The organism is Winogradskyella sp., from assembly GCF_965228925.1.
Lineage (GTDB): Bacteria > Bacteroidota > Bacteroidia > Flavobacteriales > Flavobacteriaceae > Winogradskyella.
This window is the reverse complement of sequence record NZ_OZ245845.1, coordinates 767,549-790,982: the sequence shown is the minus strand read 5'-3', so window position 1 is coordinate 790,982 and position 23,434 is coordinate 767,549. Positions and strand designations below refer to the sequence as shown.

Sequence of the window (23,434 nt, the reverse complement as noted above, 5' to 3'; positions counted from 1 at the left end):
ATGAATTTATCGTACTGGGATATAAAAACTTGGATTACCGACATTGATTTCACCATTGTTGGCAGTGGCATTGTTGGACTGAGTTGCGCTTTAGAGTTGCGGCAACAATACCCACAGTCAAAAATAGTAGTCCTTGAAAAGGGGATGCTGCCACAAGGGGCAAGTACAAAAAATGCAGGTTTTGCGTGCTTTGGCAGTTTAAGTGAAATCATTGAGGATTTAAAAACCCATTCGGAAGAAGATGTCTTAGAACTTGTGTCCAAGCGCATTAATGGCTTAAGACTATTGAGACATACTTTAGGGGATAAGCCTATAGCCTATAGGCAACATGGTGGTTACGAGTTGTTTTTAAAAGACGATAAGGCCTTATACGAACAGTGCAATGCTCATAAGGATGCTATTAATAAACTATTTTGGCCACTATTTAAAGACTGTGTATTTTCTTTTGAAGACAACCAATTTGGATTCAAAAATAGTCTCAAAAAGATAGGGTATAATAAGTTTGAAGGGCAGATCGATACCGGAAAAATGATGCAGGCACTTTTGAATAAGGTCTCCACATCCGGAATAAACATATTGAACAATTGTCATGTGACATCCATTGAGGAAGGCTCTCATAAGGTTCATATAAATACGACCAATTTCAGCTTAACATCGAAGAAGGTTTTTGTGGCTACTAATGGTTTTGCTGGCCAACTCATAAATGAACATGTTAAACCTGCACGTGCCCAAGTACTCATTACAAAACCCATAGATAACCTTCATATAAAAGGGACCTTTCATTTAGATAAGGGCTATTATTATTTCAGAAATATAGATGAAAGATTGTTATTTGGTGGTGGTCGGAATTTGGACTTTAAAGGTGAAGAGACAACAGAATTTGGAGAAACAGAACTTATACAAAATAAACTGGAAGAACTTTTAAGATCCACCATTTTACCAGATACTCATTTTGAAATTGAGCATCGCTGGTCCGGTATTATGGGAGTTGGAGATCAAAAGCGCCCAATAGTAAAGCCCTTGAGTAGCAATGTCTTCTGTGGTGTGCGTTTAGGTGGTATGGGAGTCGCCATTGGAAGTACTGTTGGGAGGGATTTAGCAAACTTGATGCAATGCACTTAAAGTTAAACCTCTATAATCAATGCTGCGATATGCTCAATGCGCGTTTAGAAGTGATTGAGAAAACAATTTCTGATATTCAAAACGCTTTAGAGACCGAAACCAAGAGCACAGCTGGCGATAAGCACGAAACGGGAAGGGCAATGCTCCAAATAGAACGGGAAAAGGCAGGGAGACAACTCGCGGAAATTCAAAAACAGCAGGAGCTTTTAAATAGAATTGACCCTGAAACAGAGTTAAATACCGTTGCATTGGGAAGTATTGTTTTTACCTCAACATCCCATTACTTTTTAGGACTAAGTCTAGGTGAACTAAAGGCTGGTACCGATACATTCTATGCCATCTCAATGGCAACACCTATAGCAAAACTATTGGTCTCCAAATCCGTAGGGGACACAGTGATCTTTAGGGAACAACAAATGACAATCACAAAAATTCTTTAAAAAAGAACCAATCCCTTTAATCCCTATAAAAACTGTCGTAACTTCACCTATAAAAATTAGCTATGCTCCGCTTTTTCAAAGTTATACTATTAACTATATGCACCAGCTTTGGCTATAGCCAAAATGCGTCTTCCATAGATTTTGTTATAAAAAACTTGGGCGTAAATGTCGACGGCCATTTCAATACCTTTGATATTATTGCCGAGTTTAATCCGGAATCGGAATTGACCAATATTTCGGGTAAGATTGCGGTGTCTTCAATTAAAACTGGTATTGAAAGCCGAGATGAGCATTTACTTAAAGACGATTATTTTGATATTGAAAATCATGCCTATATTACGCTAAGGAGCATCTCAATTTCAAAAACATCAGACACGGTATATAGCGTAAAAGCAGATCTTAGCATTAAGGGGAAAACGAAGCAAATCACAATTCCTGTGACCGTTCAAAGTGTAGATGAGACCTACAAAATCACCTCTTCATTTAAAATAAACAGGCGAGACTTTGATGTAGGTGGTGGAAGTTTTGTGATGGGCAAAACGGTAAAAATTCAGGTGACCTATTTTCAGGAGATGCAATGAATCGGTCTAATTTTGATGTGATAGTAATTGGAGGTGGCTTAGCAGGCTTAACCGCTGCCATTCATTTAGCTAAATCTAACTTCAGAGTTTTAATCATTGAAAAACATGGATACCCTAGGCACAAAGTCTGTGGAGAATATGTGTCTAACGAAGTACTTCCCTATCTAGAATTTCTAGGGTTTAATCCTTTTGAGTTTGGAGCAAAACGAATTACGGAATTTGAACTTACCACACATAATAACAAGAAGATACAGGCGACTCTTCCTTTAGGTGGTTTCGGGATAAGCCGCTACGAAATGGACTTTCGACTATATAATTTGGCCCAAAAAATCGGTGTTTTAGTGCTTCAGGATATGGTTGTAGATGTAAAGTTTCAAGACGATAATTTCCAAGTGAAGACCAAAGCTGCTAAAGCGTATAACTCTAAAATAGTCATTGGCGCCTTTGGGAAACGTTCTAATTTAGATGTGCAATTCAATCGGGCCTTTATAAAAAGAAAATCTCCTTATTTGGGTATTAAAGTCCATGTATCGGGCCCATTTGATGAGACCAAAGTAGCGCTTCATAATTTTAAAGGTGGCTATTGCGGTGTGTCTAAAGTAGAGAATGACCATATCAATCTATGCTATATCACCAATTACGAATCCTTTAAAAGATATAAGAACATAGAACAGTTTCAGGAAGCGGTCCTCTTTAAGAATAAAGCCTTAAAAACTATTTTTTCCTCATCGACATTAGAATTTCAAAAGCCATTAACGATTAGTCAGATTTCTTTTGAGACTAAGAACCCCATCGAAAATCACATGATCATGTGCGGGGATTCTGCAGGTATGATCCATCCTTTGTGTGGCAATGGCATGGGCATGGCTATACAAAGCGCAAAATTAGCATCAGATTTGATTATTAGGTATCTCAATAAAGATATAGACTCAAGGTTGAAATTGGAGGATGCCTATACAAAAAGATGGAATAGAACATTTGGACTTAGACTTAGGGTTGGGCATGGCATTGCGTATTTATTCAGACAAGATTGGTTAGCACCAAAATTACTCGTACTTTTAAGAAGGCTTCCTTTTTTAGTGCCCCATATTATAAGAATGACACACGGCAAACCAATCAAAATGTAATGGGCTTATTTATTGATACCACATATAGAAGTGATGCCACCGAAATCATGGATGATTTTTCCATGAAAGGTGAATTACTCAGAGATACGCTCGATAAACTCGGTAAGATTAATAGATGGTTGGGTGGCAATAGGGTGACACTCAATGGTATTGAGCAATTACTTGCTGGACATCCAAAAGATAGAACATATACAATTATTGACTTGGGCTGTGGCCATGGTGATATGTTAAGATGGGTCGCGGACTTTGGGAAAAAGCATCAGTATAAGTTTAAGCTTATAGGAATAGATGCCAATCAAGATGCTATTGATTATGCCATTGAATTGTCGAGAACATACGATGAAATAACGTTTGAAAAATGCGATATTTTTTCTGAAGGGTTTCAGACGATGAACTATGACATCGCCTTGTCTACCTTGTTTTTGCATCATTTTAATGAACAAGAGATTCTTTCATTATTAAGAACTATTTCAAATAGTGCCAACTTGGGGATTGTTATTAATGATTTACACAGAAGTAATGTAGCTTACGTATTGTTTAAGTTGTTGAGCTTGACCATCTCAAATCAGATGATAGTCAAAGATGGGCTAACCTCTATTTCAAGAGCATTTAAGCGCCGGGAATTGGAGTCAATATCACAACAATTACAACTCAAATCACAAATCCGTTGGAAATGGGCCTTCCGCTACCAATGGCTAATAAGAACCTAAATGGCGGTACGAATCACATCGGTTGCAAAGCAACTTCCACAATATACCAGAGAAACCAAGGATATTTTACCTTATGTAGAACTATGGCTAGAGGGTCAAGATGAGCGCTTTAAAAGAAAAGTATTAAAAATATTTGAAAATGCAGCAGTAGACAGGCGCTACTCCATTATGGATGCGGAAGAGGTATTTTTGAAGACCTCTTTTGAAGAGAAAAATGATATCTATACACGAGAGTGTATTAAAATTGCCGAACAATCCTTGTTAAAGGCCTTAGATAAAGCCAATCTCCAACCTACCGATATCGATTATATCATTACCGTATCTTGTACAGGTATTATGATTCCTTCACTAGACGCCTATTTGATCAATAAGCTAAAAATGAAGCAGGATATTGTGCGACTACCAGTAACAGAAATGGGCTGTGCTGCGGGTGTCTCAGGAATTCTATATGCCAAGAATTTTTTAAAGGCAAACCCCAATAAGCGCGCCGTAGTCATTGCGGTAGAATCTCCAACGGCTACGTTTCAGTTAGACGATTACTCCATGGTAAACATTGTCAGTGCTGCTATTTTTGGTGATGGTTGTGCTAGTGTTATATTATCATCGTATGACGAATCAGGGCCTGAAATAAAAGATGAAGCCATGTATCATTTTTATGAGGCAGAGCATATGATGGGGTTTAAATTGAGGAATTCAGGATTGCAAATGGTGTTAGATCAGTCCGTACCGCAAACCATAGCAGAGCATTTCCCCAAGATTATTCATCCCTTTTTAAAGCGTAACGGTTTAAGCATTGCCGATATCGATCATTTGGTATTTCATCCGGGAGGCAAAAAAATAGTTCAGACTGTAGAGGAGTTATTTGGAGATTTAGGAAAGACTATAGCAGATACCAAAGACGTATTGCGCCTCTATGGAAATATGAGCAGTGCTACCGTACTTTATGTTTTAGAACGATTTATGGATAAAAATATAGTTAAAGGGGAAAAAGGTTTAATGCTGAGCTTTGGTCCAGGTTTTTCTGCGCAACGCCTATTGTTAGAATGGTAGTTTATGATATAAATATAAGTATTAAAAATGGCTAAGGTAACTTTACATATGGTTTCGAGTCTAGATGGTTTTATTGCCAAAAAGGACGAAGATGTATCATGGATGCACTCAAAGGACACTTATCGTGAAGGTAAAACGCTTTCAGAAGATGATATCGAACAGTTTTTAAAATCTGTCGATTGTTATGTCATGGGCTCCAAGACTTATGAACATGCCTTAAAACTGGGCTGGCCTTATGGTGAAAAGCCTGTATTTGTCGTCACAAATAGGCCGTTAAAAACAGAAAAAGCGAGTATCAGTTTTTATTCTGGAGGTTTAGAAACCTTGATAAAAGAGGAGCTAGATTCAAAATTCCAAAATATTTGGATGGTTGGGGGCTCTAAACTCGCTAAATCATTTCTAAAGGAAGATTTAATAGATGAGATTGTCATTACATTTATTCCAGTTGTTTTGGGCGATGGTTTGTTGTTTTTCGATTTTATAAATATGGAAAAGGAGCTGCATTTAAGGGATGTAACCGCTTTTAATGATGGTATGGTTGAGCTGACCTATGAAATAAAAAAATGAAAGAATTCAAGGATAAAAATTTATGGGCATTAATATTAGGCGGTAGCAGTGGCTTAGGCTTGGCTACGGCCAGAAAGCTTGCTGAGCATGGCTTAAATATTTGCATTGTACATCGTAGCCCAAGACTACAAGAAGAAGCAATTACCAAAGCATTTGATGCGATAAAGCAGAATAATATTCAATTTAAATCCTTTAATATCGATCTTACCAAACCAGAAAAGCAGCAAGGTGTTATCGAAGAGTTAAGAGCTGTTTTAGGCGAAGGGCATAAAGTAAAAGTGATGGTGCATAGTATTGCCAAGGGCAATTTAAAACCTATGATCTCTGAGGATCACAAAGAATTAAAGCGTGATGATTTTGAGATTACTTTAAATGCCATGGCGCTGAGCTTATACGACTGGACCAAAGGGGTATTTGGAGCCGGTCTATTTTCAAAGGATGCGAGAATACTAAGTTTTACAAGTGAGGGAAATACCAAAGCTTGGCATAACTATGCGGCGGTTTCGGCAGCTAAGGTGAGTTTAGAGGCTATTACTAGAAGCATTGCCCTAGAGTTTGCGCCTTTCGGCATTAAAGCCAATTGTATTCAGGCTGGAGTTACTGATACGGCGTCTTTACGATTAATACCAGGAAGTGACGCTATTATTGCCCACAGTTTAAAACGCAATCCAAATGGCCGTTTAACGATTCCAGAAGATGTGGCTAATGCTGTGTACTTACTGACAAAGGATGAGGCATCTTGGATTACCGGAACCATAATCCCAGTAGATGGTGGGGAACACTTAAGATAATATGAATACATCAGAAATCATAGCCTTACTTCCGTACCAAGAACCATTTCTATTTGTTGATGGTATTGATGCAATTTCAGAACATGGCGTTACAGGACACTATACATTTCGGAAGGATGCATTTTTTTATCGAGGACACTTTAAGGGCAATCCTCTAACGCCAGGCGTTATATTAACGGAATGTATGGCACAAATCGGTTTGGTATGTTTGGGGATCTATTTAATGAAGGATGAGATACAGGATGATCAACAGCCGCAAATAGCACTGACATCACATCAAATGGATTTCTATTTGCCTGTATTGCCAGGCGAGAAAGTTACAGTAAAATCAGACAAAGACGTATTTCGTTTTAATAAGCTGAAGTGCAAGGTCAGAATGTACAATACGAATGAAGAATTGGTAGCAAGAGGTTTAATCTCAGGGATGTTGAAAATTTGAAATGTCCCCTTGAGGATTATCGAAATTAAAGCAATAGTTTTAATTGAAGATACCGAGCGTAGCTCATTAGGGGTGTAACTAATCCTAGATTACGTAATTTAGTATAAACCCAAATAATGATTACGTTGTCATGCTGAGCCTGTCGAAGCATTATCAATTTCGATGAAATATTATTATGTATATATATATTGCTATGTTCTGATCATTCATATTACACAGGTATGACTAATGATTTAGACCGAAGGTTAATACAACATAAGTCTGGAAGTGAGAAATTTAATTATACGAGCTCAAGATTACCTGTAGAATTAAAATGGTTTGTAAAGTGTACAAATCCTTCAGAAGCTATTAAAATTGAAAAGCAAATTAAAGGGTGGTCTCGGAGGAAAAAGAAAGCATTAATTGATGAAAATTGGGATGACTTAATTGAATTTTCTAAAAACTATAAAGAATATGGGAATAGAATTCAATGAGTATGGTCTTCGAAAGCACTTCGACAAGCTCAGTGTGACATTTAAATTTCAAATTTATTGATTTTGAAAACATGAAAAACAGAGTCGTCATAACAGGCCTAGGCGTCGTAGCACCAAATGGTGTTGACGTTTCTGAGTTTACCGATGCTCTTAAAACAGGTAAATCGGGCATTTCGTTTCATCAAAATCTGAAGGATCTCAATTTTTCGTGTCAGATTGGAGGTATTCCAAACATTTCTGAAGCCCTAAAATCACAGTATTTTACCGATTTACAGTTACGAGGCTTTAACAGTTCTGGCATCCTGTATGGCTGTATTGCAGGTATCGATGCATGGCGCGATGCCGGTTTTGATATGAAACCAGACAGTGATGTCGATTATGATACAGGTCTCATTTTTGGTACAGGAACATCGGGTGTTGAAAAGTTTAGAGAAGCCATTTACAAGTTAGATGAGGGCCTTGTGAGACGCTTAGGTAGTACAGTAGTGCTGCAAACTATGGCCAGTGGTGTAAGTGCTTATTTAAGTGGGATGCTAGGCTTAGGAAATCAGGTAACGACAAACTCGTCGGCCTGTTCTACAGGTACTGAAGCCCTACTTATGGGTTTTGAACATATTAAAAATGCTAAGGCCAAACGCATGATTGTTGGTAGTTGTAGTGATCATGGGCCTTATGTTTGGGGTGGCTTTGATGCCATGCGCGTGATGACCTATAAACATAATGATCAGCCCGAAAAAGGCTCGCGACCTATGAGCGCTTCTGCTTCAGGTTTTGTGCCCGGAAGTGGCGCCGGAGCTTTGGTTCTAGAGTCGCTAGACAGTGCAGTGGAACGCGGTGCCACTATTTATGCTGAGGTGTTAGGTGGCGCCATTAATTCAGGTGGCCAGCGTAATGGAGGAACTTTAACAGCACCTAATCCTGAGGCCGTTCAGCACTGCATTAAAAATGCTATAAGAAATGCTGAGGTAGAGGCGAAGGCTATCGACGTCGTAAATGGCCATTTAACGGCGACAGCCAAGGATACCTTAGAAATTGAAAATTGGACCAAAGCATTACAGCGAAGTGGCATTGACTTTCCCTATATTAATTCTACCAAGTCTCTTGTTGGTCATTGTTTGGCGGCCGCTGGAGCCATAGAGTGCGTGGCGAGTGTTATTCAGCTTAAAGAACAGTTTATTGCACCTAACTTGAATTGTGAAGATTTACATCCAGACATAGAACGTTTAGTTACTAAAGACAACATTCCGCTTAAAACCTTAGAGCTCAATTTCGATATACTAGCAAAAGCGAGTTTTGGCTTTGGTGATGTAAATGCTTGTGTTTTATTTAAGCGATTTATGGTGTAACTTTGTTACTCAAAGAACTACCATGACTAACGAAGAACTCATTGCCAAATTAAAACCTATTATTGCCCCTTATGTACAAGACGAGGAGGCCTTCAAGAACTTGTCTGAAGACACCGATTTTGTCAATGATTTAAAAATAAATTCTGCCAATCTGGTCGATATTATATTAGACATTGAAGATGCGTTCGACATTCGGTTAGAAAATGAAGATATGGAGCAAATGTTAGACGTTAAATCAGCCATGGATATTGTGACGCAAAAACTAAAGCCTTGATAGTTGGCAATGATATTATTGACATGGAGCTTGCAAGCAAGCAATCTAACTGGAAGCGCCCGAGGTATCTCGATAAAATATGCACTGTAAAAGAGCAAAATCTTATAGAATGTTCTGAGGAGCCTGACGTCATGGTTTGGCGACTTTGGAGCATGAAGGAAGCGGCCTATAAATTGTATACCCAATTGTATCCTAGCCGATTTTATAATCCTAAGGCCTTTGAGTACTCGCTTGAAGATGGAGGTGTGGTAAGATATAGGACCTTTATCTGCTATGTAAAGACAAGAATGACTTCAAGATACATGGTGTCGGAAGCATCTATTGAGCGACGGCACACGACATCTAAGGTCATTGAACTTAATGCCACCTCTCCTTGTGCACAAAGCAGAGTTTTACGAGATAAAGCCTTATCTTTTGTATCACAACAATTGCATTGTGATAAAAATGACCTCAGATTTGTAAAGCGTGAGTATGGAATTCCGACCATACAATACAACACTAAAGATTTTAATATCAGTTTATCGCATCATGGCCAATTTGGAGCCATAGCTTTTGCACCCTAATGGAAGGATTAAAAACCATCATATCGGCTATTGTTAAGTTCAGGTTTGCAATTATCATCGTTCTTGCAGTAGCTGTGGGATTTTCGGGCTATCAAACGGTCAATAAATTAAGTGTGGATAATTCGCTTGGTATATGGTTTTTAGATGATGATCCTAGCTATAAAGCCTATATAGATTTTCAGGAGACTTTTGGGTCTGATGAAATTTATATCGTAATGCTTCCAGTAGATAATGCTATTGGTGAAGCCGAAGTCAATGCATTAAAGCAATTGCATAAGGACATTGAAGCCTTGCCCTATGTAAAGACGACCTTTAGTTTAGCAAAGGCTAAATACCCTATTTATGGCAATGACAAAATCGTCTTTAATGATTTATACAGCCCAAAGCGAAGTGAAAAAGGCTTAAAAAATCTCTTCTCAAAACTGCCAAATGTGACAGGGCAATTAGTCACAAAAGATTACAAGAGTCAGTTTTTTTATATACAGATGAATCCGACGCCTACGATAGAAGAAAAACGTCAGGATATTGCTGGAGAGATACGCTCGGTGATTGAAAAAGACTATTCTAATTACTACCTTACAGGACCTCCAGTACTTAATGAAGCGTACAGCAAAGGCATTTACAAGGAAAGTCTCGTTTTTGGGATATTAACTGTTCTGGTCATCACAGTTATGTTGCTCTTTTTATTACCAAGCAAGCGCTATCTTATTATTTCATTATTATCTGTTGCGGTACCAGTATCATTGCTATTTGGGCTTATAACTTCCTTGGGCTATGCCTTAAATATGATTTCTATGCTCATCCCCACCATTTTGATGGTGTATAGTGTTAGTGATGCCGTTCATATTATTAATATCTACCATAAAGAAGGACTTAAAAACAAATCCTTGACTAAAGTCGAGCTTTTGGCCTATACTATTATAAAGAGTTTCACGCCCTGTTTTTATACAACCTTAACTACATTTGTCGGTTATTTTGCCTTGTATTTATCACCCTTACCAGCTTTTAAGAATATGGGGGTATTTACCTGTATAGGTTTGATATTCAGCTTTATTTTGGTCTATGTGATTACGATTATTGGCTTTAGTTTTATGAACCTTAATTTTGAAAAAGCCAAGCCACTTTTAAGCATAAAGCAACTAAGTCAAACCGGGGCTATCAACTGGCTGAACCATGTGACTACACGCTATAAGCGGTCCATTATTTTTGGTTTTACCGCAGTATTATTATTTGGGTTATATTCTGTTTTTAAAGTAAAGATCGATACCAATTCGCGAGACCTATTGGCCGAAGGCGTCGCTAAGCACGATTTGCGAACCGTCGAAGTTGAACTTGGCGGCAGTAACCGATTGCAGCTTAATATCTCTTCAAAAAATGGCGATACGCTTTTAACCAAAGCTATCGTGAAGAAGTTAGAAGATTTTCAAGCACAACTCGAAAACAACGTATTTATTTCTAACCCGGTTTCCATAGTCAACTTTAAATCCTTTTTAGAAAAAAGGACACCGCTCTTGTTTCAATCCAATCTGTCGGAAGCGAAAGTTAAAAACACATTGGCTCTAATAGACAATAGGGATAATAATTTTTTTAAGCTGTTTTCTGAGGACTTGAGTATAGCAGGATTTACGTTGACACTAAGTGAAATGAAAACGTCAGAATTGGAGCAGGTTTTGGAAGATATAGAGCTGGCCTTTCAATCGTCATTCGACACGAGCAAGTACAGTTTAAAAATCAATGGGTTTGCCGTGGTATTTGCCCAGCTTAACAAGTTTATATTAGAAACACAGTTTAAGTCGTTCTTCGCGGCCTTTTTTGTCGCGTTTTTATGCTTGTTGATTTTTATTAAGCGCATCAGAACGACGCTCTTGGTGTTAATCCCTAATATTTTGCCTTTGGCATTGTTAGCTATATTTATGAGTCTGCTGGACATACCTTTGGATGTATCAACAGCTATGATTACTCCAATCATGTTGGGGATCGCCATGGACGACACCATACATTTGGTCTATAAATACCGACGCAGTAAAACCATAACGGGCTCACCAGAATCTCGAATGGACAATGCCATGCATTACACGGGTAGTGCCTTGTTTTCAACAACTATTGCTTTAGTTGGTGGTTTTTTAATTATAGCGTCTAGTGCCACACCATCGGTCAGTGATTTTGGTATTCTATGCGCTGTTACCGTTGCCATTGCCTTGATCACGGATATCTTTTATTTACCGGCACTGCTAAAGATGTTTGATAAATAGCCCTATGCTATAATATCAAAATGTATGGGAGATCCATTTTCTAAAGCATTGTGGTGCTCAATAAATAGGGCTTGTTCATTAAAACGGGCCTCAATCAACCAGGTTTGTCCATTAAAATAAGACCGCTTTACTGTTGCTTTAAAATCGGACTGCTCTACAATTTTTAACTGATGCGCGTAATATATCTTATCATTAATTAGGGAAAACTCACCAAAGAAAGCCGCAATCAATGGGCTTTTAGGGGTATTATATAAGTTATCTGGGGTGTCTTTTGCAATGATTTTTTGGTGGTGAAGTACAATCATCTCATCTGCAAAACCAAGCACGTCATTTTTATCATGGCTGGCTACAATGCATGTAATTCCATTTTGCTTCAAATAATTAAAGACGCTTCGTCTTAAAGATTGCTTTTTAAAATTATCAATATGGCTAAAGGGTTCATCCAATAATAAAATTTCAGGAGCTTTTGCCAATGCCCTCGCTATCGCCACACGTTGTTTCTGACCACCACTTAGGTTTTTGACTTTGGTCTTGGCAAAGGCCTCTAATTCAACAACTTTAACGAGTTCTTTAGTGCGCTTTTCTTTTTCCTCTGGGTAAAAACGCGATAAGAACTTACCGATGTTATCTTCAACGGATATGTAAGGCATTAAGTCAAACTCTTGCGAGACATACTTCATAAAATCATAACCAATCACCAAGTTGAATTTTGGACCAAGTATTTTGGTGTCTTTCCAAAAGATTTCGCCTTGTTCTAGATCGTATTCTCCATAGATCAACTTGAGCAATGTACTTTTTCCAGAACCACTTTCTCCAATGATGGCGAGATTTTCGCCAACGCCAACCGTAAAATCGAGTTGACTCAGCACTTCTGTTTCAGTGTAACCAAAAGAGAGATTTTTTATTTGAAGCATGTGCAAAAATACCATAAAAAAACCGCTTGATGTCTCAAACGGTTTTAGTGTGAATTTTGGGTTTAAAGTTTATTTCTTAATGAACTTTCGTCTTATACTTTTTCCATCAGACTCTATTCTCAAGACGTATAAGCCTCCTTGAAGACTTGAAACATCGAGCCTATTATTGGTTAATTTTTGATTATACACACGCTTGCCGGTAATATCAAAAACCGTGGCTATTTTTTCTGTTAAATCAGCAGGGGTTTGGATGATTAATACATCATTAACAGGGTTTGGATAAAGTTTAACATTAGCTAAGGTCTCATCGGCAATACTAAGCGGAGCCGTGCCTTCAACTATAGTATGGGTGGTATTAATGGCTGGGTTGGTAATCTCATCAATTTCACCTGATGGCCAATACACCGTAATTTTTGAAATAGAGTTGTCCGTACCAATTCCAAAATGGGTGTTCAATGAACTCATAAACTCAAAGCCTTCTCCACTTCTAACATCGCGGATTTGCGTGCCAGATGGTGTTGTAAGGACTACTCGTGCACCGATTCCATTTCTATTACTATAATTAGGAGTCACATGCCCCATTCCCGTGGTATTTATTTTAACCCAGTTGTTATTGCTATTTTTCTGGTTATAATAGATATTGCCGCTAAAATAAGCATCGATATAACCATCATTATTTAAGTCGCCAAAACTACCGTTCTTATAGTCCAATTGATTTTGGTCAACACCTTCAAAGGTCATATCTCCTTTTCCATACATAATGGACCCATTACTAATAATGTCTAAATTTCCATCATTATCAATATCATGCACAGAACTTTCCCATCCTGTAGGTGCAGATATACCAGCATTTAGAGTAACATCCGAAAATGTGTAATCATTATTTGGGTTACCATCATCAGAGAAGCCTCTATTCATCATTAACTTATGGCTTCCAGAACTTGCACCAACAAACACATCCATGTCCCCATCATTATCAAAATCACCCCAAGCAGATGACCAGGTTTGCATAGGGTCGGCTAGTCCAATAGCGGCTGCATTTTCGGTAAAGGTACCATCACCATTATTGGTGTACATGATGTTAGTTCGTCTCTCGGTTGAACCACCACATTTAGCAACAAATAAATCTATGTTTCCATCATTATTATAATCGATCCAAATAGATCCGTAATCGCCACCAGTGAGAAAATTACCAAGCTCATAAGGTGCACCAGGTGTAACGTCCGATTGGTAAAAAGTCAAATTACCTGTACCATCATTAATAAAGTAAACATTGGGCTCAACATCATGACATACAAAGGCATCTAAATGACCATCATTATTGATATCTACAAAGTTAGAACGCTGTGAGAACACGTATTGTGTGGTTGATTGTTCAGTAAAACTCGAACCATCATTACTAGCCCTCATAAAGGTTACCCCACTACCTGCCCCATACAATAAGTCTGTTTTTCCATTGGCGTCATAATCTGCCGCAGCCATACTCCAGCTTGGCAAATAATCGGCATCTGGGGTAGTAATGTTGATATTTGTAAAGGTCCCATCAGGATTCTGCTGTTGAATATTAACGTTAGTGTCTGAGACCCCAACAATATCATCTAAAAAGTCACCATTCATATCGACTACTGCTAAGTCCCATCCACTGACAGCAATTGGAACCTGACTAAAGTTAATTCTGGAAGGAGCCTGTGTCGTAAATGTAAAAGGACCAGTGAAATTGGAGGTCTCTCCGGCACAAACGGATTCTACATAAAAATCATAAGTTGTGTCCGACGTCAGTCCTGTTAAATTATAACTTGTTGAGGTGATTCCATTAACCATAGTACCAGAACCTGGGGAAAAACCGGTAGTACCCCATTCTAAGTTCCATTCTGATGCAATTCCATTTTCAGTCCAAGTCAATGTTGCCGAATCTAAATTAATTGAACTAGCATCTAAATTACTTGGATCCGGGCAACTAGACCCTTCTTCTATACAAATATCTGCAGTACCGCTTTGTTGATCTCTCCAAACAACAGCATAATACGTAGCACCAGGAGTCAATCCAGTGATTTGACCTGAGTTATCACCTGCATCGAATAAATTATTAGTACAAGCAGATACTGCGTTGCCACCACAAGCATCATATACTTCTAGTCCAATATTGTCTGCTAAACCACTGAAATAAACAACTACTGAACCAATGGCAGGCGCAGTAAAACTAACAAAGTAGCCATAGTTTGCAAGGGCATCGCATGATGGGTTTTCATTGCTGGCATCTATGTCTGCTGCTGAACCAAAGTTAAAAGTTGTCGGTGTAGCCGAACTACAGTCTGCTTCGACGTTTAAAGCTATTGCAGTAGCACAACTTCCACCAGGAAAACTCGTTCTAAAATTAAAGGGACCTTCAAAATCTGATAGATCTCCACCTCCACAATCAGCCTGTACATAGAAATCGTAAGCGTCTCCTTGCGTCAATCCGGTGAGGTTATATGTGGTAGATGTATGGCCGAAAACACTAGTCCCCGTACCGGGTGTAAAGCCAGCGCTTCCCCATTCAATATTCCATTGTGTCGCGGAACCTAGCTCTGTCCATTGCATTTCAGCCGAAGTTTCAGCAATACTAATCGCATTGAGATTAGCGGGTGTAGGACAAGTGGGCGCCTCAAAAAGGGTCACTACAATATTTGACCAATCGGCGCTAGACCCGCCATAACTTTGATTTAAGACTAAATCTATATAGCCATCTGCAGTGGGATTGTAAAGACCGGCCAAATTTCCTTCGAAAGTTAGGGTTGTGCTCGCTGTTGAGTTGGCACTTCCACTTGTAGGAGGATCTATAGTTATTGAACCTGCCGAAGTAATAAAAGTCAAATCGGCTTCTACAGACCATGGGGTTCCGGCACCTTCTGCCCAATCTACAGAAACAGAAAAGGAACTGTATGCACCGGTCGAAGACGCAGCAGCACCAGCAGTATTTGCAACATCATTTAGGCTTATAGTAACAGGGGAACCCTGAGCGACATTGGTAGGGCCTACAATGGGGTTAAAGGAATACTGCGCATTACAGGCTAAGCCAGTAAATAGAGCAGTAATTAGTAGCAGCGTAATTTTTTTCATAGTTTTGATTTTAATCACAGTTAGTTAATGAAGCAATCCATTCTTCTATAAGTTCAATACCTTCATCGTGGTTTATGGTTCGACCCAATAATGGCATTCTAAAAGACTCCTCTGTAGTACTGATTCTGTAAAATAATATAGACAGATCTGTATCATTGGGCTTTACAATATAAGAATTTGGTATAAATTGAGTTTCAGGCTCAACACATACACCGATATTTTCAGGGTTTTCGGTAAGCTCAAATTCAAATCGCATAGGCCTGTAATTGCAATGACCGTCGTCAGAATGGCAATGTGCACAGTTAATATCTAAATAAGAGCGCACGCGTGCTTCGAGTGGTTGCGTTTCATCATCCCAAGCGACAACGGTGTCGATATTACTTGGGATTTGGGAATCTAAATAGCCAAGGGTTCTAAGTTCGCGCAACTGATTAGCAAGTCCAGTATCGTAATTGTAATCTTTATTTATGTTTTGCGGTCTTAAACCTATAGGCGTTGGATCATCGAGCTGATTATGACAAGTAAAACACTCAGCTCTCGAGGGAATGCGATAATCTGTGATCTTAATGCTTTCTCCTTCAAGCCAACTTATATTCACTGTGCTTCCTTGATTGGTGAAAAAAGCTTCGGTTTGGTCATCGTTCCATACATAATTGGCAAAATCCCACTCAGTAGCTTTTTTGTACATCAATCGAGTTTCAATAATTCTGGTAGAATTATTTGGTTGTACGTTATTGTAAAAGAAGTTTTTGATTAGAATAGTTCCTTCAGGAAATTGCAGAGGGGAATAGTCATCAATATAATTAGCGCTAACGCCATTGGGCATCCAAATGAAGCGTTGCTTTTTTGCATAATCAGAGAATAAGGGTGTAAGTAAATCGTATGGAATAACACCAAATGTAGGGTTGAGGTCTTTTAAGTCCCCTTGAAAAAAGTTATAGGCCGAAAGTGTTTCGTGTGGCGTATCATTTTCGAAAACATTTACGACAGATAGGGACGTAATAGTAACGGATATGGTTTCGGTATAGCAGTTGTTAGAACTGTCGCAAATCGTATATTGAAATGCATCCTCACCAACCCTATTTGGGTTAGCGCTATAAACTACATAATCGTCACTAGGGTTATTAGGTGTATCATTATCCTGAATTTGTGCTGATCCCAACGATGGTGTACTGATTGCTAAAGTCCCGCTTTGAGGAATATTTAAATCATTGGCAAAGATGAAAATGTCAACTTCAGAATTTTGAGTTATTGTGACAGTGTCAGTTGTGGTTTCGGTCGTTAAAGCTGGGGTACTGTCATCCGTACCACTACAACAATGAAGTAGTATAAGAGAGACCAAAAATAAACCAAGAATAAATTTTTTATTCATATAATGGTTAATGCACACTAATAAAACAAGTGAGTTGAGGAAAACCCTACTTTTTACAAAAGTAGATGTAAATCTAAGTTTTTTTTATTAAATCGTTTATAATCAAATAAAAAGGATGATTGACCTAATTGAAGGGGTTGCAGCTTAAAAGAAAGAAATGCTTTACAATATAAAGTCGAAAATCGCTGTCCTCTAAAACAGAGTTTATCGATAGATAAAGGCATCCAGTTCCCTAATCATACATCTTGTCCAAAAGCACTATGCATCATTAGGGAAACATGCCGATGTACTACTTATAGTATTAAAGCAATTGCTGAAAAGACCTATTATTGTCTTTCCTTAAGTTGTATAAGCGTCAAAGTATTAGCTATATTAATCAATAGCTAAGGAGCTCTGTTACCCCTTTACTTTTTCTTTAGTTTTACTCGGTAATATGTCAAATCCCATATTATACAGGGTAAACCCATAAATATCGGCGTATTGTTCAATGGTTTTGCTTACTGGAGTACCAGCACCATGGCCAGCATCGGTCTCTATTCTTATCAATGTTGGGTTATTACCAGCTTGTTTGCTTTGTAACTCTGCGGCAAATTTAAAACTATGGGCGGGGACTACTCTGTCATCGTGATCTCCGGTGGTCACCATTGTGGCAGGATATTCTACACCTTCTTTGACATTATGAACAGGTGAGTAGTTCTTAAGATATTCGAACATTTCTTTACTGTCCTGAGCAGTTCCGTAATCATAAGCCCAACCTGCACCTGCCGTAAAGGTATGGTAACGCAACATGTCTAATACACCTACAGCTGGTAGGGCAACTTTCATTAAGTCTGGACGTTGGGTCATGGTTGCACCGACCAATAAACCACCATTTGAGCCACCTCTTATGGCCAAATAATCTGATGAAGTATACTTGTTGTCAATTAAATACTCACCAGCGGCGATAAAATCATCGAAGACATTTTGCTTTTTCATTTGGGTACCGGCATCATGCCAAGCTTTACCATATTCACCACCACCGCGAAGATTTGCCACGGCATAAATACCTCCTTGTTCCATCCATACAGCATTTGCAATGCTAAAACTCGGCGTTAATGGGATATTGAACCCACCATAACCATAAAGAATCGTTGGGTTTTTGCCATTGAGCTCCAATCCTTTTTTATGCGTTATGATCATAGGTACTTTTGTACCATCTTTAGAGGTATAAAAGATTTGAGTGCTTTCGTAATCTTCGGGATTAAAATCAATACTAGGCTTACGGAACAGTTCTGAAGTGCCTTCTGCAATATTGTATTTATAGATACTTCCTGGGGTGACATAATTGGTAAATGAATAGTACAATTCCTTATCGTCTTTTTTAGCTCCAAAACCATTAGCGCTACCTACTCCAGGTAATTCGATTTCTCTAATGAGTTTTCCGTCGTAATCGTATTGTAAAACCTTAGATACGGCATCGACCATATACTTTGCAAAAAACGAACCACCACCTGTTGAGGGTGATAAGACATTCTCGGTTTCTGGGATAAAGTCTTTCCAGTTTTCTGGACTTGGATGAGAGGCATCTACAGTCACAACACGTCTGTTTGGCGCGTCGAGATTGGTCATAATATATAACTTAGACCCTACATTTTCCATGATATTAGAATCTGAATCGGTATGGCCTAAAATTTCAACTAAAGGCGCATTAGGCACCGTTAAATCCTTAATGTATAGTTTATTGCCAGAGGTTGATACTCTCGGTGTAATAACTAAATAGCGATCATCTTCTGTTACGCCCCCATAAATGTAACGGTGTTTTTCTTCTGGAGTTCCCCCATAGATTAAGGCATCTTCAGATTGCTTAGTACCTAACTTGTGATAATACACCTTATGCTGATCAGTTTTGGCGGATAATTCACTTCCCTTGGGCTTGTCGTAGCTCGAATAATAAAACCCTTCGTTTTTGTACCAAGACATTCCACTGAACTTAATATCGACCAATGTATCTTCGATAATCTCCTTGGTTTCTGCATTCATGATGAGAATTTTTCTCCAGTCACTACCACCTTCCGAGATGGCATAGGCCAAAGTTTTGCCGTCTTTAGAAAAACTTGTGCCACCAAGAGAGATGGTGCCGTCCTCAGCAAATGTATTTGGGTCTAGAAATACTTCGGCAGTCGAAGGATCTGCATCATTTTTATAGCGGTAGATGACATATTGATTTTGTAAGCCATCATTCTTGTAAAAATAGGTATAATCCCCTTCTATAAAAGGCGCTCCGATTTTTTCGTAATTCCAAAGTTTGGTCAAACGGTCTTTTAGTTCTTCACGATAAGGAATATTATCTAAATAGCCAAAGGTGACTTCATTTTGGGATTTTACCCAAGCCTCGGTTTCAGCACTTCGGTCGTCTTCTAACCAACGATAAGGATCTGCTACAGCAACATCAAAATATGTATCTACCGTATCCACTTTTTTGGTTTCGGGATAATCTACAGTAATTGGGTTCACTTTTTCTGCTTCTTTTTTACAGGAAACAAAAATACTTAGAGCAATGGTAATGAGCAGTAATTTTTTCATAATAGAATCTTCAGATATATACATTATTAAATCCAAAGATAAGTATTAAACAAAAATAACGTCGTCAAATATGTCTTAAAACTTAGGGTAAATGCGTTAGTCGCTATTAAATAATAACAACGAATAATTCACATGATTGGTCGAAATAAAAAAACTACTGTTGCAATGAATGATTAGGATATCTTATTAAGCTAAGGCATTATTTACAAGATACTCAGCAATTTGAACGGTATTTGTCGCTGCCCCTTTTCTAAGATTATCACTGACAATCCATAGATTAAGCGTGTTAGGTTGAGATCCATCTCTTCGAATTCGCCCTACAAAAACATCGTCCTTGCCATTGGCGTACATAGGCATTGGATACACATTGACCTCTAAGTTATCTTGAACAGTAACCCCATCAGTTTCGCTAAGGATTTTGCGAACCTCATTGAGGTCAAAGTCATTTTCAAACTCGACGTTTACGGCCTCGCTATGTCCACCAGCAGTAGGGATTCTAACAGCCGTCGCCGTTACAGCAATGGTTCTATCATCTAGAATTTTTTGAGTTTCACGTACCAGTTTCATTTCTTCTTTGGTATAACCGTTGTCTTCAAAAATATCACAATGCGGAATGGCGTTTTTATGAATTGGATAATGGTAAGCCATGTCTCCTTTTTTGCCAGCAATTTCATTTTCTAATTGTTCTACAGCTTTGACACCGGTTCCTGAAACCGACTGGTAGGTAGACACAACAATACGCTTTATTTTATATTGTTTATGAAGTGGAGCCAATGCCATCACCATTTGAATGGTTGAACAATTTGGGTTGGCAATAATCTTATCCTCTTTAGAGAGCTGTGTGGCGTTAATTTCCGGAACTACCAGTTTTTTGGACAAGTCCATTCTCCAAGCGGACGAATTGTCGATCACCGTAGTGCCCACTTCTGCAAACTTCGGAGCCCATTCTAATGACGTACTACCACCAGCAGAAAACAGAGCGATATCTGGGCGTTTTTCAATAGCGGTTGGAATACTCATGACTTCAAGCTCTTCACCTTTAAAGCTTATTTTTTTGCCTACGGATCGTTCTGAAGCTACTACTAATAATTCATCTACTGGGAAATTGCGTTCCTCTAAGACCTTAAGCATCACATTTCCGACAAGACCTGTTGCTCCTACTACAGCTACTCTCATTTTTAATTTTTAAATAATTATCGTGCAAAATTAAACAAAAAGGACACCTTCTTTGAAATAAAATAAAGTGATTTAACAATAAAAAACAAATTGTTAATTATTTAACCGCATAGTTAAAAGAAAAACCCAGACTTTACATCTGGGTTTGGTTAGTACTAATATGTAATGTAGCGGTGGCGCTATATTTAATTATTTCTTAAGTGAATCTCTGATTTCGATTAGTAAATCAATTTCAGATGGTCCTGCCGGTGCTTCAGGAGCTGGCTCTTCTTTCTTCTTCATTTTATTGACACCTTTTATGACCATGAACATCACAAATGCAACAATAATAAAATCAATGACATTAGTAGCAAAATCTCCCCACATTACAGCAACTTCACCAACTATTTCTCCTGCGTCATTTTTCGTACCCTCATTTATAATCCATTTTTGGTCTTTAAAATCAGACTTAAAAATAAGTCCAATAAGAGGTGAAACAATACCACCTGTAAAAGAGGTCACTACTTTATTAAAAGCAGCACCCATAACAAATGCAACAGCAATGTCGACTAAATTGCCTTTCATTGCAAATTCCTTAAATTCTTTTAACATAATTAGTTAGTGTTTAGATTAATAGATTACTAAAATAACTAAAAATCCAATATGTTAAAATCTTAACAAAGCTTAATTGTAGAATTCACGCTTAACACGTTGCGAGATGGCCGTGATAATCTCGTAAGAAATGGTATGAGCCGCTTCTGCCAAATCCGACGCCTTATGTTCGGCATCAAAAACAATGACTTCATCCCCTTCGTTACAATCAATATGTGTGATATTTACCATAATCATATCCATACATACATTTCCAATAATAGGTGCTTTTTGGCCATTTATAACTACGAAGCCTTTTTCATTTCCATATTGTCTCCCTATGCCATCGGCATGACCTATGGGAATCGTTGCTGTTTTTTCGAATCCTTTGGCTTTATAAGCTCTGTTGTAGCCAACAGTTTCGTCTTTCTCGATCATATGGATTTGTGAAATAACGGATTTAAGGCGAGCTATAGGTTTTAGGGTTTTGTCTTCTTCTGCAGAATTTCCAAAACCATAAAGTCCAATACCACAGCGCACCATGTCCAAATGCGCCTCAGGGTAGTTGATAACACCCGATGTGTTACACATGTGTAACCATGGGTCATTGAGTTGATCTTTAAATGCTTTGGCGGTTGCTTTAAAACTTTCAATCTGGCGATTTGTAAACTCTACTTCATTCAGATCTTCACTTGCAGCTAAATGCGAAAAAATGGACCTAGCCTTAATTGCCTTGGTCGCCTTTAGTTTTGAAAGCACATAATCGACATCACTTTCCCAAAACCCTAATCGATTTAGACCCGTATTAAACTTTATGTGTACGGGATAATCGTTTTGTTGTTCTGCTTCTGCAACTTTGATAAATTCATTCAGAACCTTTGCATTATACATACTGGGTTCTAAACAACGCTCAATGATGGTCTTAAAGTTGATGGGTTGAGGGTGTAACACCAAAATAGGAGTGCTTATGCCAACCTCTCTTAATAAAACGCCTTCTCTAGTATAGGCTACTGCGAAATAATCGACCTTTAGCGTCTCGAGATGCTTTGCAATTTCAACCGAATCAGAACCATAAGCAAAGGCCTTTACCACCGCCAAAAACTTCGTGTTTGGCAGTAATTTTGATTTTAAATAATTGAAGTTGTGGGTTAAGGCACCTAAATCAATTTCTAAAACAGTTTCATTAGCTTTTGGCATCCGGTTTTTTTTCTTTTGCTTTAATCTCTTCGGCATCTCTCACCTTCATTTGCCTTACTTTGTCGCGCAGCATACTTTTATAGAAAGCGGCTCTACTTAAGGGCTCATACTCATCGACTTCACCAAGCAGGACCAAATCATCACTTTTGGCTTTTCTATAACTGTATTGTGCCAGATTCCCCGTTTTAGTGCAAATGGCGTGGACTTTGGTGACATATTCTGCTGTGGCCATAAGGTAAGGCATAGGTCCAAAAGGGTTGCCTTTAAAATCCATATCCAAGCCAGCAACGATGACGCGGATGCCTTTATTGGCAAGGTCGTTACAGACCCGTACAATTTCATCATCAAAAAACTGGGCTTCATCAATACCAACCACATCACAGCCATCTGCCAAAATAGGAATATTAGCAGCCGCGGGTACGGGGGTAGAACGAATTTCATTAGCATCGTGGGAGACTACCATATCGTCATCATAACGAACATCAACAGCAGGTTTAAAAATTTCAACTTTTTGTCTGGCAAATTGTGCGCGTTTTAATCGTCTAATGAGCTCTTCGGTTTTACCAGAGAACATCGATCCACAAATCACTTCAATCCACCCAAATTGTTCTTTATGATTTACCGTATTTTCAAGAAACATTTCGTAATTTTAGCACTAAAACGTAGTAATAATTCGTTTGTATAAAGGTCAATCAAAAATATTAAAAATCAAAAGTAATTAAGATGAAACATCTACTATTTATTTTCAAGAAGATATAAGTAGGTTAAAGATGTTACATGTGACTTTACTTAAATAATTAAAACAGATC

The 23,434-nt window shown here is 38.3% G+C and carries 22 protein-coding genes; 14 read left to right on the top strand and 8 right to left on the bottom strand.

Annotation, left to right across the window (positions count from 1 at the left end; all coding sequences use genetic code 11):
• From ACO052_RS03150 to ACO052_RS03085, 14 genes are all read left to right on the top strand, one after another.
• On the top strand, positions 1-1,122 hold the full coding sequence (locus ACO052_RS03150) for an NAD(P)/FAD-dependent oxidoreductase (RefSeq protein WP_422106565.1): 1,122 nt from the start codon (positions 1-3) through the stop codon (positions 1,120-1,122).
• The gene (locus tag ACO052_RS03145; RefSeq protein WP_422106564.1) at positions 1,113-1,562 is read left to right on the top strand and encodes a 3-oxoacyl-ACP synthase; all 450 of its coding nucleotides are present in this window, start codon (positions 1,113-1,115) and stop codon (positions 1,560-1,562) included. Before ACO052_RS03150 ends, ACO052_RS03145 begins: the two co-directional genes overlap by 10 nt.
• Positions 1,563-1,624: 62 nt before the next feature.
• Complete coding sequence (locus ACO052_RS03140) at positions 1,625-2,143, top strand: YceI family protein (RefSeq protein WP_422106563.1); 519 nt, start codon at positions 1,625-1,627, stop codon at positions 2,141-2,143.
• On the top strand, positions 2,140-3,270 hold the full coding sequence (locus ACO052_RS03135; RefSeq protein WP_422106562.1) for an NAD(P)/FAD-dependent oxidoreductase: 1,131 nt from the start codon (positions 2,140-2,142) through the stop codon (positions 3,268-3,270). Before ACO052_RS03140 ends, ACO052_RS03135 begins: the two co-directional genes overlap by 4 nt.
• The gene (locus ACO052_RS03130) at positions 3,270-3,980 is read left to right on the top strand and encodes a methyltransferase domain-containing protein (protein ID WP_422106561.1); all 711 of its coding nucleotides are present in this window, start codon (positions 3,270-3,272) and stop codon (positions 3,978-3,980) included. Before ACO052_RS03135 ends, ACO052_RS03130 begins: the two co-directional genes overlap by 1 nt.
• Entirely contained in the window at positions 3,981-5,030 is a 1,050-nt protein-coding gene (locus ACO052_RS03125; RefSeq protein WP_422106560.1) for a type III polyketide synthase, read from the top strand. It abuts the gene before it with no gap.
• A 27-nt stretch (positions 5,031-5,057) separates the two neighbouring features.
• Complete coding sequence (locus tag ACO052_RS03120; RefSeq protein ID WP_422106559.1) at positions 5,058-5,597, top strand: dihydrofolate reductase family protein; 540 nt, start codon at positions 5,058-5,060, stop codon at positions 5,595-5,597.
• The gene (locus ACO052_RS03115) at positions 5,594-6,388 is read left to right on the top strand and encodes an enoyl-ACP reductase FabI (RefSeq protein ID WP_422106558.1); all 795 of its coding nucleotides are present in this window, start codon (positions 5,594-5,596) and stop codon (positions 6,386-6,388) included. The genes ACO052_RS03120 and ACO052_RS03115 overlap by 4 nt, the downstream gene beginning before the upstream one ends.
• Position 6,389: 1 nt before the next feature.
• Complete coding sequence (locus ACO052_RS03110; RefSeq protein ID WP_422106557.1) at positions 6,390-6,827, top strand: 3-hydroxyacyl-ACP dehydratase FabZ family protein; 438 nt, start codon at positions 6,390-6,392, stop codon at positions 6,825-6,827.
• A gap of 221 nt (positions 6,828-7,048) precedes the next feature.
• Positions 7,049-7,300 (top strand): GIY-YIG nuclease family protein, encoded by a 252-nt coding sequence (locus ACO052_RS03105; protein WP_422106556.1) that lies wholly within the window; start codon positions 7,049-7,051, stop codon positions 7,298-7,300.
• 71 nt (positions 7,301-7,371) lie between these two features.
• Positions 7,372-8,646, top strand: coding sequence for a beta-ketoacyl-[acyl-carrier-protein] synthase family protein (locus tag ACO052_RS03100; RefSeq protein ID WP_422106555.1), 1,275 nt, complete (start codon positions 7,372-7,374; stop codon positions 8,644-8,646).
• Between the two features lie 22 nt (positions 8,647-8,668).
• Positions 8,669-8,920 carry an acyl carrier protein gene (locus tag ACO052_RS03095; protein ID WP_422106554.1) on the top strand — a complete coding sequence of 84 codons (252 nt, stop codon included), beginning with the start codon at positions 8,669-8,671 and terminating at the stop codon, positions 8,918-8,920.
• A complete protein-coding gene (locus tag ACO052_RS03090) occupies positions 8,917-9,483 on the top strand; it encodes a 4'-phosphopantetheinyl transferase superfamily protein (RefSeq protein ID WP_422106553.1) in 567 nt (188 codons plus the stop codon). Before ACO052_RS03095 ends, ACO052_RS03090 begins: the two co-directional genes overlap by 4 nt.
• Positions 9,483-11,735 (top strand): efflux RND transporter permease subunit, encoded by a 2,253-nt coding sequence (locus tag ACO052_RS03085; RefSeq protein ID WP_422106552.1) that lies wholly within the window; start codon positions 9,483-9,485, stop codon positions 11,733-11,735. Before ACO052_RS03090 ends, ACO052_RS03085 begins: the two co-directional genes overlap by 1 nt.
• Before the next feature lie 2 nt (positions 11,736-11,737).
• Here ACO052_RS03085 and ACO052_RS03080 read toward each other — a convergent pair whose 3' ends face one another.
• From ACO052_RS03080 to ACO052_RS03045, 8 genes are all read right to left on the bottom strand, one after another.
• Positions 11,738-12,649, bottom strand: coding sequence for an ABC transporter ATP-binding protein (locus ACO052_RS03080; RefSeq protein WP_422108034.1), 912 nt, complete (start codon positions 12,647-12,649; stop codon positions 11,738-11,740).
• 69 nt (positions 12,650-12,718) lie between these two features.
• A complete protein-coding gene (locus ACO052_RS03075; protein WP_422106551.1) occupies positions 12,719-15,748 on the bottom strand; it encodes an FG-GAP-like repeat-containing protein in 3,030 nt (1,009 codons plus the stop codon).
• A 10-nt stretch (positions 15,749-15,758) separates the two neighbouring features.
• A complete protein-coding gene (locus ACO052_RS03070) occupies positions 15,759-17,120 on the bottom strand; it encodes an Ig-like domain-containing protein (RefSeq protein WP_422106550.1) in 1,362 nt (453 codons plus the stop codon).
• A gap of 396 nt (positions 17,121-17,516) precedes the next feature.
• Positions 17,517-19,682: a prolyl oligopeptidase family serine peptidase gene (locus ACO052_RS03065; protein ID WP_422106549.1), complete on the bottom strand. Its 2,166-nt coding sequence runs from the start codon at positions 19,680-19,682 to the stop codon at positions 17,517-17,519.
• Between the two features lie 186 nt (positions 19,683-19,868).
• On the bottom strand, positions 19,869-20,858 hold the full coding sequence (locus tag ACO052_RS03060; protein WP_422106548.1) for an aspartate-semialdehyde dehydrogenase: 990 nt from the start codon (positions 20,856-20,858) through the stop codon (positions 19,869-19,871).
• A 189-nt stretch (positions 20,859-21,047) separates the two neighbouring features.
• Entirely contained in the window at positions 21,048-21,449 is a 402-nt protein-coding gene (gene mscL, locus ACO052_RS03055; RefSeq protein ID WP_422106547.1) for a large conductance mechanosensitive channel protein MscL, read from the bottom strand.
• Positions 21,450-21,521: 72 nt separating this feature from the next.
• Complete coding sequence (alr, locus tag ACO052_RS03050; protein WP_422106546.1) at positions 21,522-22,625, bottom strand: alanine racemase; 1,104 nt, start codon at positions 22,623-22,625, stop codon at positions 21,522-21,524.
• A complete protein-coding gene (locus ACO052_RS03045; RefSeq protein WP_422106545.1) occupies positions 22,612-23,265 on the bottom strand; it encodes a thymidine kinase in 654 nt (217 codons plus the stop codon). Before ACO052_RS03045 ends, alr begins: the two co-directional genes overlap by 14 nt.
• Positions 23,266-23,434 lie beyond the last annotated feature (169 nt).

Bases quoted from the DNA above. Each gene is read 5' to 3' on its own strand.
- ACO052_RS03135 (WP_422106562.1), top strand. From the start codon at position 2,140: ATGAATCGGTCTAATTTTGATGTGATAGTAATTGGAGGTGGCTTAGCA.
- ACO052_RS03060 (WP_422106548.1), bottom strand. From the start codon at position 20,858: ATGAGAGTAGCTGTAGTAGGAGCAACAGGTCTTGTCGGAAATGTGATG.
- ACO052_RS03115 (WP_422106558.1), top strand. From the start codon at position 5,594: ATGAAAGAATTCAAGGATAAAAATTTATGGGCATTAATATTAGGCGGT.
- mscL (WP_422106547.1), bottom strand. From the start codon at position 21,449: ATGTTAAAAGAATTTAAGGAATTTGCAATGAAAGGCAATTTAGTCGAC.
- ACO052_RS03150 (WP_422106565.1), top strand. From the start codon at position 1: ATGAATTTATCGTACTGGGATATAAAAACTTGGATTACCGACATTGAT.
- ACO052_RS03095 (WP_422106554.1), top strand. From the start codon at position 8,669: ATGACTAACGAAGAACTCATTGCCAAATTAAAACCTATTATTGCCCCT.
- ACO052_RS03130 (WP_422106561.1), top strand. From the start codon at position 3,270: ATGGGCTTATTTATTGATACCACATATAGAAGTGATGCCACCGAAATC.
- ACO052_RS03080 (WP_422108034.1), bottom strand. From the start codon at position 12,649: ATGCTTCAAATAAAAAATCTCTCTTTTGGTTACACTGAAACAGAAGTG.
- ACO052_RS03125 (WP_422106560.1), top strand. From the start codon at position 3,981: ATGGCGGTACGAATCACATCGGTTGCAAAGCAACTTCCACAATATACC.
- ACO052_RS03120 (WP_422106559.1), top strand. From the start codon at position 5,058: ATGGCTAAGGTAACTTTACATATGGTTTCGAGTCTAGATGGTTTTATT.
- ACO052_RS03145 (WP_422106564.1), top strand. From the start codon at position 1,113: ATGCACTTAAAGTTAAACCTCTATAATCAATGCTGCGATATGCTCAAT.
- ACO052_RS03105 (WP_422106556.1), top strand. From the start codon at position 7,049: ATGACTAATGATTTAGACCGAAGGTTAATACAACATAAGTCTGGAAGT.
- ACO052_RS03110 (WP_422106557.1), top strand. From the start codon at position 6,390: ATGAATACATCAGAAATCATAGCCTTACTTCCGTACCAAGAACCATTT.
- ACO052_RS03075 (WP_422106551.1), bottom strand. From the start codon at position 15,748: ATGAAAAAAATTACGCTGCTACTAATTACTGCTCTATTTACTGGCTTA.
- alr (WP_422106546.1), bottom strand. From the start codon at position 22,625: ATGCCAAAAGCTAATGAAACTGTTTTAGAAATTGATTTAGGTGCCTTA.
- ACO052_RS03140 (WP_422106563.1), top strand. From the start codon at position 1,625: ATGCTCCGCTTTTTCAAAGTTATACTATTAACTATATGCACCAGCTTT.
- ACO052_RS03065 (WP_422106549.1), bottom strand. From the start codon at position 19,682: ATGAAAAAATTACTGCTCATTACCATTGCTCTAAGTATTTTTGTTTCC.
- ACO052_RS03085 (WP_422106552.1), top strand. From the start codon at position 9,483: ATGGAAGGATTAAAAACCATCATATCGGCTATTGTTAAGTTCAGGTTT.
- ACO052_RS03045 (WP_422106545.1), bottom strand. From the start codon at position 23,265: ATGTTTCTTGAAAATACGGTAAATCATAAAGAACAATTTGGGTGGATT.
- ACO052_RS03070 (WP_422106550.1), bottom strand. From the start codon at position 17,120: ATGAATAAAAAATTTATTCTTGGTTTATTTTTGGTCTCTCTTATACTA.
- ACO052_RS03100 (WP_422106555.1), top strand. From the start codon at position 7,372: ATGAAAAACAGAGTCGTCATAACAGGCCTAGGCGTCGTAGCACCAAAT.